This window comes from Vibrio nigripulchritudo ATCC 27043, assembly GCF_000222685.1.
Taxonomy (GTDB): domain Bacteria; phylum Pseudomonadota; class Gammaproteobacteria; order Enterobacterales; family Vibrionaceae; genus Vibrio; species Vibrio nigripulchritudo.
Window position 1 is genome coordinate 1 of the sequence record NZ_AFWJ01000047.1, and the last position, 12,051, is coordinate 12,051.

The following is a 12,051-nucleotide window of genomic DNA, read 5'->3' on the forward strand; positions in this document are numbered from 1 at the left end:
TGAGACTCAAGCAAACATTGAGAATACAGAACAAACTTCGGCTCACGCAGAAGCTACAGATAACACTGTGCAAATTGCTACCGAATCCACTGAAACAACCAGTACTGACAGAGCTTCTGAATCAATCACTTCAGATCAAACCGCAAGCGAGCAAGTGACTACTGAGACTCAATCAAGCATTGAGAATACAGAACAAACTTCAACTCAATCGGAAGCTACAGATAGTACCGAGCAAACTACTTCCGAACCCACGGAGACAACCAGTACTGACAGCACCTCTGAATCAACCAGTTCGGAGCAAACCACCAGCGAGCAAGTGACTACAGATTCTGAATCAGACACTTCTGAAGAATCCATTTATGCGTATGACGATAAAACTACGTTATACAATTTGTCCCTAAGCTCTGATATGGACACGGTTCCCGAAAGTCACTCGATTCAATTGAGCCCTAGAGGCATTCATGGAGACGGTTCAAGTTCGTCTCTGATTGGCAAACCTTTGGTATGGCATGTTAGTGATAGTTACGTTGCCAGCGTAAATGAGTCTGGAGAACTAACCGGAAATGCAAGAGGAACCACTACTGTATCGTTTACCATTGATGGCTTAACGAGCAACGCCATAACCATTACTGTCACTACAGGTCTTCTTCCGTGTGGGGGACAAATCAATGATACTGATATGTACAATGCTGGCGGATACTGCCTTAAAGTCATAGAAGGTTATTCCGGTGAAGCGGTTAATAAGTTGTTTACCGCAACACCAAGCCTTGAGGTGATGGATAAACTTGGTTACAAGTTAGATGACTCACGATACAACTACGGTCGTTCTTATGGCGCTACTTATCGGGAAACTCGTATAGAAGGGGAATTTGCTCGCTTTAGATACGATGGTTGGGGCTGGCAAGATAACCCAGAAAACGCTGACTTTGGTCGCTATGGGCAATTAGATCGATACTGCGAAGAACTTGGAACACTAAAATTCTTGGGGCGCACTAATTGGAAAAGACCTACTAGATACGAGTTGTACAGTCTGGTTTACTCTCTGGGTGATCTTACAGCAAACTATGGCTGGCCAGCGTATTACGAGTATTGGACCAATCATCCCGCTAAAGAAAGCAGATTTTACTCTGTAGATTTAGTGAACAACATTACCAAGTCTCATTCTACTGGTCTAAAAAATTACGCGTCTTGTGTTTCCTACAATGACTAAAGCGAGAATATGCTACGTGAGCTAAATAAACTGATCTCGCAACCTTTTAAGCCAGCAGGATAACTGCTGGCTTTTGTGTTTCCTACGGTTTCAACATTGCCGATTTTATAGTTTGTCGGCTCCGCCTAGATATATTGTTGGTAACAGCAAATCTTTGATATTAACTTGTAAGATCAAGCTCCAGCCACAGCCTGTCTTTGTGTTGAATACCATTCTCGAAAATAGGCTCCGGGTAATGCTCAAGAAAGTAATCGCGCTCAACTCGGATCACCCGAAAACCGGCGCGTTGGTAAAACGTCAATTGATGCCCAAATGTTCCGGTCCCTAAACTCACCTTCTTAAAACCTTCCTTTTTCAATTCCTCGATAGTGAAATTCAGTAACTGGCTTCCCAGCTTTCTACCTTGTTGCGATGGCCAAACCGCAATGTTCATTAGTTCACATTCTGGTTCGCTAGTTGGTTTACATGCGCAAGCAGCCAGCACCGAGTCGTTTTCAGTCACCGCAAAACAGTGAGCCTGATGCAGGTACTGCTCTATTGCACTGGTATCGGGGTCGGCTTCAAGAAGAAGTTCAATCGGAATGGAGGTCGAGGCTATTCGGGTGAGTCTGATCATGAGAGTACGCTTCCAGGCAATGTATTAAACTTCTTTCTTTTACAGTGGCATACATACTAGAGGCAGACCGAAAAAATATCACTCTAAATACAAAATCAGATTCATATATGTAGACTAATACACTTTTGAAATGACTCTATGATAAAACTTTTCATCACGTTTACTTTCGTCCTGTTTAGCACGCAAGTAGCAACCAAGGAAAATGACTTGCTCAACATAACAACATACAAACTAACACCTGAAGTAAAAGGAGTCTTGTTGTTAGAAGGTAATCCAATCTCAGGCGTTGAAATTGAGCTTACGGTTGGTGCCATGGAAAAGGTCCGCACTCACTCTACACGAACAGATGATGAGGGAAGATTCCATTTTCATGAGTTATCTGAAGGAAAGCTTCTTAGCCCCAGCATTTTTGATGAGCAACTTGTCAGCGTATCAATTGAGGCTGAGTATCGGGGAAACAGTGTAAAAATATGGCGCACTGTTACCGCTGGCTATGATTTGAAACCGTTTATGCTGGACAACATGCCACACCTGACCTGCGAGATCGATTCAGATCTCAAGTATTTTGTCTTCTCCAAAGATTCTAACGGCAACGATGATTACGAAGTCCACAGCATTTGTGACTTAATTGGAAGCATTGAATCTGGCAAATATTAAAATGCAGTATTGGTAACAAAAATCTATTTATTACCAATACTCGCTTTTTCTATCAGGTAACTAGATTAGCTGTGATTTAAAAAACTCTACAGTTCGGTTCCATGCGAGCTCGGCTTCTTCTTTGGAATACCTTCCAGTGGAATCGTTATGGAATCCATGCTGAGTATCTTTGTAGATGTGTGCCTGATAGGTCGCATCTATCTGCTTTAGATCTTCTTCGTATTCTGACCAGGTTGCGTTAACCCGTTTGTCATTTTCAGCAAACTGCAGCAACAGCGGAGCCCTGATGTTTTGACGAATGTCCTTCGCGGCTGGTGTTCCGTAGAAAGGCACTCCTGCTTCAAGGCTATCGCCTAGTGTTGCAGCCAGCATATTGACGACGTAGCCGCCAAAACAGAACCCGACAGCACCCAGTTTCCCTGAACTGTTCTTGTAGCTTTTCAGAAACTTCGCCGCTGCAATGAAGTCTTCTTCGATTTTGCCGCGCTCTAGCGATTTCTGCATCGCGCGTCCTTCATCATCATTACCGGGGTATCCCCCTAATGGATGCAATGCATCTGGCGCAAACGCGATAAAACCGACTTTCGCCAGCCTTCTCGCGACATCCTTTATGTACGGGTTAAGCCCACGGTTTTCGTGAATAACCAAAACAACGGGTAATGGACCTGATTTGTTGGCAGGTTTCACCATGTAACCCCTGCCCTCACCGTACCCTTTGGGTGACGCGAAGGTCACATATGTTGCTTTGATATCGGGATCGTTGAACGAAACTTGCTCGGCAAGTGCGTAGTTAGGAATTAAAGCGGACGTCAGTGCCGTCATGGTAAAACCGAGTGCAACTAATCCACCAAGACGAGACATAAATTCTCGGCGATCAATTAATCCATGGGCGTATTCGTCGTACCAGTCAAACGCTTCCTGCGGTATTGGTCTATCAGACATAGTCACTCCTTTTACTCTGCGTGCGGGGTCGTTGTTTATCACTGTATAAGACAGCTTAGTCACATGACCCCATTACTATAGCCACCCTTGCAGGCGACGATGGTTATTTACAATTCTTTACGCAGAAGTTAGGAAATGAGTGCATTACTGAAGAAAGAAAAATGCACTCTGATGCTTATAGGAAATCGATTTGCCCAAGCATCCATACACCTAGAATAACGAAGACTCCACCCATGACTTTGTGCTGGTAGTGCCTGAACTTTTTGCTCTCTAAAAGTGGTTTGCCCAAGGTGCCCGCCAGTGCCACCAGCAGTAAATTAAACGTTAATCCGAGTATATTGAGCAGTAAGCCCAGAGCCATCATTTGCTCGCCCGAACTCGCCGCAATGTTGCCTGAAACAAATTGAGGCAGGAAAAGCACAAAGAACATCAGCGCTTTCGGGTTTAACAGGTTGCTCAGCAGCGCTCGCTGGTAATAAGCGCTGGCAAGTTGATTCTGATTCGATGTTTCTGGGGTCAGTGCAGCAGAGGAGGTAAAACAATCTGCCCCCATTTTTAATAGATACACACCACCAACAACATTCAAAATCGTCAGGGCGATGGGGCTCATGGCGATGAGAGCTGATACACCAATCGCCGCCAGAATGGTCAAGATCACCCCGGAAGTGGCATTGCCCAGGCTGGCAAACAATCCCACTTTTCGCCCATAGCTCATGCTTGAACTGGCAATGAGTAGCATGTCGGGACCGGGAATAAGAAGTAAAGCGAGTACCGCTGTCAGATAGACAGGAAGTATGGATAAATCGATCATGTTGAGATTTGGAACGGGAACAGGCGCGGAATTTTATATCAACCTGACCAGTAATATCCATACTATGATTCAGCTAATTACACTCAAATAGCGTTAAGTGCTGAAAATGCCATCAGGTAACCGTGACACGATGGAGTTTTCTTGGTGTATCACCATAATCAATCACAGCATAATGCTGGGTGACTCGGTTATCCCAAATCGCCATAGCATTCTCCGCCCATTTATAACGCACCTGAAATTCAGGCTGCCTAGCTATCGCGAAGAGTTCATTAAGTAGTGTCTGACTCCTCTCTGGTTCTAGCTCATTAAACTTGCGTGTGAATTGCTCGTTAATGTAGAGGGTTTCTTTTCCGGTTTCGGGGTGTTGCTGCACCACATTATGTATAACCGGAGGGTTATCTTGAGACGTTTTCATGACGTCTTTATGCCAGTCCAGCTCAACGAGATCGGAATTGATGTCTTCAAATGCAACCAGAGAATGGGTTGCTGTCAGCGCTCTGAGTGAATCCTGCATTTCACTGTCGAGAGATTCAAACACAGCGGTCATAGAACACCACATGGTGTCACCACCGACAAGTGGCAAATGTTGGGCGTGCAAAAGCGAGCACTTGGAAGGATTACGGCGCCACGTAAGATCGGTATGCCACAAACTTTCCAGCGGCGCATTACCGCGAGTGGTTTCAATCACACACACCTGTGGATGAGAAGGCACATTAGGAAAGAATGGATGAATCGGTTCTAGCTCTCCGAAACGACTCGCAAGGAAAAGGTGCTGCTCCGGCGTGAGAGTCTGTTTTTCTATGAATACCACCTGATGAGCCAGAAATGCCTGATATAAGGCTTCAAAGTCTGAATCGGTACAATGCGCCAGGGAAAGCCCGTGAATACGAGCGCCTATATGAGGTGTGAGTGGTTCAATCTCGATCATGCTGATACGTATTTCCTGTTAGAATTATGGAGTGTTAAATCCAATAGACCGGATACCTGTGAATTTTCTTGAGCGATTAAATGTTTATTTTTACCACTCTGACCGTGAAAAAAAGTGGACAGAAGATCCCGCCCGTATTCTTGGCTGGAGCAGCGAACAAACGCAGTTTGCCCGATTTTCTGTGTTTGAGAAGTCACTCAACCTACGCGACAAGTCCATCCTAGATCTTGGGTGTGGCTATGGCGATCTGGTCCACTTTCTTAGAGTCAAACAACCCATCAAGCATTACACAGGTATCGACTTTCACAAGAGTTTTATCAAACAGGCGAAACTAAACGCCGATGATTCTATGCGGTTTCTACACGGTAACTTCGCGCAAATGCGCTTGCCTGTTCACGACATCACCATCGCTTCAGGTTCATTGAATTACCGCAGCAATAATAAGAATTATCTTCCCACTGTCATACGTGCAGGCTTTTCTGCCAGCCGAGAAGCATTTGGTTTTAATTTACTGGACAGTGACTATTTCAGAGAAGACAGATTGCTGCAAGCGTATGACCCGAAAGAGGTTCTTTCGATATGTCGCAATTTGACGGACGACGTAGAAATCATCCGCGACTATATGGAAGAGGATTTCACCATCATCATGAAACCATCATGATGCCGCGCGAACACATGAACCGTATATGATCTGCCCTTTCCCCTTCTTCTTAGCCTGATACAAAAGTACATCAGCACGAGCGAGTGCATCCCTTGGGGAACTGTCTTCGCTAATGAAACAGACACAACCACCTGAAAAGCTAATGGCTTCAGGAAGATTTAGCGTTTCTTTCTGTATCGAGTTAAAGGTCTCGTATAAGCGGGACATCACACCATCGACACTTTCTGTTCTTGTGTCTTTAAGCACCAGACAGAATTCATCACCACCATGACGAAAAGCAATATCATCGGATCGGAGAGTCTTTTCTATCGCTTTTGCCAGCAGGTGAAGCAACTTATCACCCATCTGATGACCATAGGTATCGTTGATGTATTTAAACCCATCGAGGTCGAACAAAACAATACAGGAAGTGGCTTTGGACTCCTGATACTTTTCAAACAGTGTCTGGCTCATTTCGTCGAGCATTCGCCGATTGTTCAGCCCGGTTAATGAATCGACATAAGCGATCTGATCCAGCTCCAGTAGCTTACTCACGTCTGAAAAAATCCAGATTCTTCCTTTCCCCACTCGCTTGTCTTCATACGGGGCGCTACGACGCATAAAGGTTCTTCCGTCGTTAAACTTAAGGAGATCCTGAGAATCTTCGTCTGAGTTATAGAGCCGGTTGACTTCTCTTAGGAACACCTCCGGCTCTTCGAGCTTTCCCAGAACAAACTGGAGCATTCGGTCATCATCTTTGGAATCGATTAATTTACTTGGGATTCCCCACATCTGTGCAAAGCGAGCATTGGAGTAAATCACTCCGCGATTACTATCTGTAATCAAAACACCATCTGGCATTGTGTTTAAGGCGGTTTTATATATGTTTGAATACATCGACACCTCACATATAAATAAGCTTTCCATAATAAACTTATCAATATAAATATAGACCGGATTTCAGTACTTCTTCATTTCATTTGTATTCGAATAGAGCGAATATGCGAAGTAGAACAAGAATGAGTGGATTTTGGGAAACGGAGAAGGTATGGGATGTCGAAACCGCTTATACCATAGCGAGAGAGCATTCCGCCAACATAAAAAAACCGGTGAGTCATCACCGGTTTTAGACTTGTTAGGTGTGTGTTTCTACCCCACCTTTGCCAACTTTCGGTCGGCAGTCTCATCTTCTGGAGATTCAGAGAAAATGTCAGCGACAGCGCTACGCTCCAGTTCCCCTTTCAGGTTACCTTCCTCATCGACTACTGGCAGAGAGTAATCGCAACACATGGTGTCTGGCAGAACTTCTTCCAGTACTGCATCCGGAGATACAGCTGGCACTTCTTCGTACAACTCATCACAAATTACCGTTCGGTCTTTCATCGCCGCGGCATCTTGCAACCCTTCTTTGGTGAGTACGCCCTGATAACCATCTTCGGTGACATGGTAGGCGTATTCATTCTTAAGCTGCTTCATCTGCACCAATGCTTCTTCAATGGTTTTTGCCGATACGCGATAAGCAGGCGGCTGCATAACGGTTTCTACCGTAAGTGCACGCGCTCGGTTTACATCTTTAACAAAGGCTTCGACATACTCGTCTGCGGGTTGAAGAAGAATTTCTTCTGGCGCACCAACCTGCACCAGCTGTCCATCTTTCAGAATCGCAATGCGATCCCCCAGCCTAAGCGCCTCGTCGAGATCATGGGTGATAAAGACGATGGTTTTATGCAGCTTTTCCTGCAGCTCGATAAGTTGATCCTGCATTTCACTACGAATCAACGGGTCGAGCGCCGAGAAGGCTTCGTCCATCAACAGAATTTCTGCATCCGTACACAAGGCACGAGCAAGACCAACACGTTGTTGCTGACCACCTGAAAGCTGCGAAGGATATTGATTTTCATACCCTTTCAAGCCCACGGTTTCTAGCCACTCCATCGATTTAGCAACACGTTGTTTTTTATCAATACCCTGAACTTCCAAGCCATATGCCACGTTTTCGATTACGGTTCTATGAGGCAATAGACCGAAGCGCTGGAATACCATGGACATTTTATGACGACGAAAATCTTCCAGCCCTTTGGTGTCGAGGCTCATTACATCAATACCCTCAACGATGATTTTGCCTTTGGTCGGGTCAATCAACCGGTTGAAGTGGCGAATGAGTGTAGACTTACCTGAACCAGACAAACCCATAATGACGAAAATTTCGCCTTTGTTGATTTGAAGGTTGATATCTCGAAGCCCAACGGTGTGTCCCGTGTCTGCCAGAATGGACTCTTTTGAGTCACCATTTTCCACTCGTTCGATAACCGACATGGGTTTCGTACCGAATACTTTGGAAAGCTGACTGATTTCAATGAGTGGCTTAGTCATGTTTAAGCCCTCCTAAATGAGCCTGAGTACGCTTTGCGTAAGCTTGAGAAGCGCGATCAAACAGAATCGCCAGTGCCACAATGGCAAAACCATTTAACAAGCCCAATGTGAAATATTGATTGGTGATGGATTTCAGAACTGGTTGACCTAACCCTTTCACACCGATCATAGATGCGATAACCACCATGGAAAGTGCCATCATGATGGTTTGGTTAATACCAGCCATTATTGTTGGCATCGCCAGCGGCAACTGAACGCCCCACAACCTTTGCTTTTTACTGGCACCAAACGCCGTAGCGGCTTCAAGTACCTCTCGGTCTACCAATCGTATACCCAGGTTGGTCAGTCGAATAACAGGCGGAATCGCATAAATCACTACAGCAATCAGCCCCGGTATTTTGCCGATACCCAATAGCATCACTACTGGTATCAGGTAAACAAACGCAGGCATCGTCTGCATAATATCGAGCAATGGCGTCACCACCGACTGAACACGGTTTGAACGCGCCATGGCAATACCTATGGGAATGCCAATAACAATGGAAAGCAGCGTACAAACCGTAATGATACTCAGGGTTCGCATGGTGTTTTCCCACATGCCGAAGTAACCGATCAATAACAGGGAGACAAAGCACCCCAGAGTCAGCTTCCAGGAACGACTGGCAAGGTAAACTAAGCCCGTACACACCGCGAGAACGATAAACCAAGGTGTAGAGATAAGGAGCTTTTCAAACCAGACTAGAAAGGTGAGGAGCGGGTCGAATATGGATTCAATTAAATCCCCATATTCACGAGAGAAATCTTTATACGCGCCATCCAATGTTTTTCGAATGGTTCTCAGATCGGCGCGATCCATTTCGGGGAAACTGGTTAACCAGCTACTGTCAGACATAATCAATCCTTTACCAACCGGGGCAATAAGACCCTCTCACTGCCCCGGTGTACTACTTTGTACGGTCTTGGCAATTTGCCAGACCAACTCTGCGCTATTAAAGCGCTTTTTCTACCTTGCTGATGACGTCTTTAGATACCCACTGATGCCAGATTTGCGGATACTCACTTAGGAAGTGCGCCATGGCTTCTTCGCTGTCCGCCTGGTTGTCTTCCATCCACGCCAGCAGTTTGTTCATATCTGCATTGGTGAAGCCACGCTTGCTGAAGTAATCGTATGCCGCAGGAACGCGAGAGGCGAATTCTTCAGTTGTTACTGTATGTACTGGCGAAGGCGGGTACATGGTAGGTTTTGGATCTGCACACTCTTCTTGAGTAGTACAATTCACAAACTCATCAGTAATTACGCCACTGCCAAAATCAACTTTGACCATTTCATACTTACCCAGAATCGCTGTTGGCGCCCAGTAGTAACCGAACCATGCCTGTTCACGCTCATAAGCCTTAGCAATAGAACCAGATAGACCGGCGCCTGAACCTGGGTCCACAACGCTGAATCCAGACTTCTCTAGTTCAAGTGCGTTGAAAAGGTTACCTGCCGAAATCTGACAGTTCCAACCAGCCGGGCAGCTATAAAACGCAGATGAATCTGGATCTTCTGGATGTTCAAACAACTTAGCGTGCTTTTTCACCCCTTCAATGGTTGCCATTTCGGGGTACTTTTTGACTAAGTAAGACGGCACCCAAAAGCCTTCTTCACCACCATTAACTAGGGCTTTGCCTGCATAACGCAATCGTCCTTCTTCAACACCTTTGTCCAGTGCTGCTTTCAGGCTGTTACTCCAAAGCTCTGGAGCCACATCTGGCTGCCCTTTTTCAATCATTGAGGTTCCTGTTGGCATGGTATCTCCAGGAACGAGCTCGGCATCACATCCAAAACCGTGCTCCAGAATAAAGCGGTCAATATTGGCGATAAGACTTGCTGAGTTCCAGTTCATGTCGGCAATAGATACTTCGCCACACTCTTCAGCGCTTACGGTTGATGTACCGCCTAATGCCAATAATGCCAACGCGGTCAGTTTCAATTTCATCGAGCTTCCTTCCTCTTTATTAATTCACTCAAAATAAATTTATTTAGAGCACTAAGCATATCAACACGTAATACACCATTTGATTGTGCAACAGATGATCGTAAAACCCAGTGATGTCTGGCATCTTGTTGAGTCGATTTTCACTCCCATTGACAAATTGGTTAGTACTCTAAATATATACTTAAGTATAGTCAACGAATTCAAAGATCTAGAGATATAAAAAAACCAGTCCATTTCTGAGACTGGTTTTTGCTGTTTTAGTCACTAAAGTGGCATCAATATCACTGAGAAAGTGTTGGTCCCCAGCGCACTTCGTTCCCTTCTTCAGGCTTGGCTGGAACGTTTAAAGAAAGGATTCCAGATACCAAAGCCATTGCTGCTCCAACCATAAAGACGCTTGGTGGAGACACCAGCCATAGGAATCCAAATGAGACGGGAATGACCACGGCGGCTATATGATTAATCGTAAATGCAACGCCAGCCGTAGACGCCATATCCGCTGGATCAGCAATTTTCTGGAAGTAGGTTTTTATCGCCAGAGCAAATGCAAAAAACAGGTGGTCAATGATGTACAACGCAGCCGCCCATTCGGCAGTTTCTACAAACGCATAACCCACAAACACACAAATCAAACCTGCGTATTCAAATATCAGGGCATTTCGCTCCCCGAAACGAGCAATCATCTGACCAATTTTCTTGGCAAACAGCCAGTTAAACGCATAGTTAACCAGAAACAGGAGGGTAATTTCAGCCGCGGTATAACCGAATTTCTCTACCATTAAGAACCCTGCAAACACCACAAAGATCTGTCGGCGAGCACCACTCATAAATGTCAGAGCGTAATACAACCAGTAACGCTTTCTTAAAACCAGAGACTTATTCTGCTGAGTATGAGATTCAAACTCAGGAAATGACATCATGATAAACGCGATAATGATTAATGCGGCTCCTCCTGCAAGTAGATAGACCCACTTGTAGTCCATCTCCATAAGCTCTAACACAACCCAAAGACCACCATAAGTACAAAGCGCCGCCAAAGACCCGACCGAGATAAGTTTTCCTAAAAATTCCGGCGCTTCTTCTTTGGTTAGCCATTGCAGAGAAAGAGATTGTTTCAGCGTTTCGAAGTAATGAAAGCCGACAGACATGAGTAACGTTGTGCACAGCAGCCCGGCAAGGGAAGGAAAAAAGCCAGTGATCGCTGTCCCTGCAGCCAACATAATAAGAGAGAGAATAATAAATCGTTGCTCACGCAGGAAAAGCAGAATAAAGACGGCAGTAAACGCCAGAAAGCCCGGGATCTCACGAACACTCTGCAACAGACCAATATCTGCACCAGTGAAGTTTGCTTTTTCTATAACGAAGTTATTCAGCAACGCCTGCCAGCTTGAAAAAGCGATAGGCACAACGATTGATACAAGAATTAAAAAGTTATGAGGCGTTTTCCAAGTTCCTGACTTGGTAGAGTTTGCTTTAGAATGATCCATATTCTGACCGGGCTACTTCATTGTTAGAGGATATGCTCAAGAAATTTGAAGACTTGAGTAAGATTGAGTATATACCCAAGCTTACTCAAAACACGTGTTTCAAGACACTATCTTCTGTTTACGCTCACGGAAAAGAGCGCTGAGAATGGTCGGTTGTTTCAAACAATCTGATTTTTCGGACCCTAGTATTGAAAAAATCCTTGCCCCGATTTTCTGCCCAGAAGGTTTCCATCTACCATTTGTTTCAGCAGAGGACTTGGTCGGTATTTTGGGTCTCCAAATCCGTCGTAAAGCACATTCATGATATTCAGACAGGTATCCAATCCGATCAAATCAGCCAGAGAGAGTGGTCCCAACGGGTGAGCCGCACCTAGCGTCATTGATCTATCGATTTCCTGAGCCGAT

The 12,051-nt window shown here is 45.2% G+C and carries 13 protein-coding genes; 3 read left to right on the forward strand and 10 right to left on the reverse strand.

Annotation, left to right across the window (positions count from 1 at the left end; genetic code table 11):
• On the forward strand, window positions 1-1,210 hold a 1,210-nt coding region (locus RH89_RS06115), incomplete at its 5' end, for an Ig-like domain-containing protein (protein ID WP_004400269.1).
• Between the two features lie 160 nt (window positions 1,211-1,370).
• Here the strand turns inward: RH89_RS06115 and RH89_RS06120 are convergent.
• Window positions 1,371-1,826 (reverse strand): GNAT family N-acetyltransferase, encoded by a 456-nt coding sequence (locus RH89_RS06120; protein ID WP_004400273.1) that lies wholly within the window; start codon window positions 1,824-1,826, stop codon window positions 1,371-1,373.
• 138 nt (window positions 1,827-1,964) lie between these two features.
• On the opposite strand from RH89_RS06120, the gene RH89_RS06125 reads away from it, so the two are divergent.
• A complete protein-coding gene (locus RH89_RS06125) occupies window positions 1,965-2,483 on the forward strand; it encodes a DUF6795 domain-containing protein (protein WP_004400274.1) in 519 nt (172 codons plus the stop codon).
• 60 nt (window positions 2,484-2,543) lie between these two features.
• Here the strand turns inward: RH89_RS06125 and RH89_RS06130 are convergent, their stop codons facing one another.
• The 3 genes from RH89_RS06130 to RH89_RS06140 form a co-directional block, all read right to left on the reverse strand.
• Window positions 2,544-3,425, reverse strand: coding sequence for a dienelactone hydrolase family protein (locus tag RH89_RS06130; RefSeq protein ID WP_004400277.1), 882 nt, complete (start codon window positions 3,423-3,425; stop codon window positions 2,544-2,546).
• Window positions 3,426-3,600: 175 nt separating this feature from the next.
• Complete coding sequence (locus RH89_RS06135; protein ID WP_004400279.1) at window positions 3,601-4,236, reverse strand: LysE family translocator; 636 nt, start codon at window positions 4,234-4,236, stop codon at window positions 3,601-3,603.
• Window positions 4,237-4,348: 112 nt separating this feature from the next.
• Window positions 4,349-5,164 carry a TauD/TfdA dioxygenase family protein gene (locus RH89_RS06140; protein ID WP_004400282.1) on the reverse strand — a complete coding sequence of 272 codons (816 nt, stop codon included), beginning with the start codon at window positions 5,162-5,164 and terminating at the stop codon, window positions 4,349-4,351.
• Between the two features lie 31 nt (window positions 5,165-5,195).
• Between RH89_RS06140 and RH89_RS06145 the strand changes: the two genes are divergently transcribed.
• Window positions 5,196-5,825, forward strand: coding sequence for a class I SAM-dependent methyltransferase (locus tag RH89_RS06145; RefSeq protein ID WP_244410400.1), 630 nt, complete (start codon window positions 5,196-5,198; stop codon window positions 5,823-5,825).
• On the opposite strand, the gene RH89_RS06150 is transcribed toward RH89_RS06145, so the two are convergent.
• The 6 genes from RH89_RS06150 to RH89_RS06175 form a co-directional block, all read right to left on the reverse strand.
• Complete coding sequence (locus RH89_RS06150) at window positions 5,820-6,701, reverse strand: sensor domain-containing diguanylate cyclase (protein WP_004400286.1); 882 nt, start codon at window positions 6,699-6,701, stop codon at window positions 5,820-5,822. The two genes, RH89_RS06145 and RH89_RS06150, sit on opposite strands and share 6 nt — an antisense overlap.
• A 252-nt stretch (window positions 6,702-6,953) precedes the next feature.
• On the reverse strand, window positions 6,954-8,177 hold the full coding sequence (locus RH89_RS06155) for a quaternary amine ABC transporter ATP-binding protein (protein ID WP_004400294.1): 1,224 nt from the start codon (window positions 8,175-8,177) through the stop codon (window positions 6,954-6,956).
• The gene (locus RH89_RS06160) at window positions 8,170-9,069 is read right to left on the reverse strand and encodes an ABC transporter permease (RefSeq protein ID WP_004400296.1); all 900 of its coding nucleotides are present in this window, start codon (window positions 9,067-9,069) and stop codon (window positions 8,170-8,172) included. Before RH89_RS06160 ends, RH89_RS06155 begins: the two co-directional genes overlap by 8 nt.
• Before the next feature lie 97 nt (window positions 9,070-9,166).
• On the reverse strand, window positions 9,167-10,159 hold the full coding sequence (locus RH89_RS06165; RefSeq protein ID WP_004400298.1) for an ABC transporter substrate-binding protein: 993 nt from the start codon (window positions 10,157-10,159) through the stop codon (window positions 9,167-9,169).
• A 281-nt stretch (window positions 10,160-10,440) separates the two neighbouring features.
• Complete coding sequence (locus RH89_RS06170) at window positions 10,441-11,646, reverse strand: MFS transporter (RefSeq protein WP_004400300.1); 1,206 nt, start codon at window positions 11,644-11,646, stop codon at window positions 10,441-10,443.
• Between the two features lie 182 nt (window positions 11,647-11,828).
• Window positions 11,829-12,051 (reverse strand): 3-hydroxyacyl-CoA dehydrogenase family protein (locus tag RH89_RS06175; protein ID WP_004400301.1); only part of this gene is annotated, 223 nt, incomplete at its 5' end.

Excerpts from the sequence above, each read along its gene's own strand:
- RH89_RS06140 (WP_004400282.1), bottom strand. The coding sequence starts at position 5,164 with ATGATCGAGATTGAACCACTCACACCTCATATAGGCGCTCGTATTCAC.
- RH89_RS06155 (WP_004400294.1), bottom strand. The coding sequence starts at position 8,177 with ATGACTAAGCCACTCATTGAAATCAGTCAGCTTTCCAAAGTATTCGGT.
- RH89_RS06130 (WP_004400277.1), bottom strand. The coding sequence starts at position 3,425 with ATGTCTGATAGACCAATACCGCAGGAAGCGTTTGACTGGTACGACGAA.
- RH89_RS06120 (WP_004400273.1), bottom strand. The coding sequence starts at position 1,826 with ATGATCAGACTCACCCGAATAGCCTCGACCTCCATTCCGATTGAACTT.
- RH89_RS06160 (WP_004400296.1), bottom strand. The coding sequence starts at position 9,069 with ATGTCTGACAGTAGCTGGTTAACCAGTTTCCCCGAAATGGATCGCGCC.
- RH89_RS06170 (WP_004400300.1), bottom strand. The coding sequence starts at position 11,646 with ATGGATCATTCTAAAGCAAACTCTACCAAGTCAGGAACTTGGAAAACG.
- RH89_RS06150 (WP_004400286.1), bottom strand. The coding sequence starts at position 6,701 with ATGTATTCAAACATATATAAAACCGCCTTAAACACAATGCCAGATGGT.
- RH89_RS06135 (WP_004400279.1), bottom strand. The coding sequence starts at position 4,236 with ATGATCGATTTATCCATACTTCCTGTCTATCTGACAGCGGTACTCGCT.
- RH89_RS06165 (WP_004400298.1), bottom strand. The coding sequence starts at position 10,159 with ATGAAATTGAAACTGACCGCGTTGGCATTATTGGCATTAGGCGGTACA.
- RH89_RS06125 (WP_004400274.1), top strand. The coding sequence starts at position 1,965 with ATGATAAAACTTTTCATCACGTTTACTTTCGTCCTGTTTAGCACGCAA.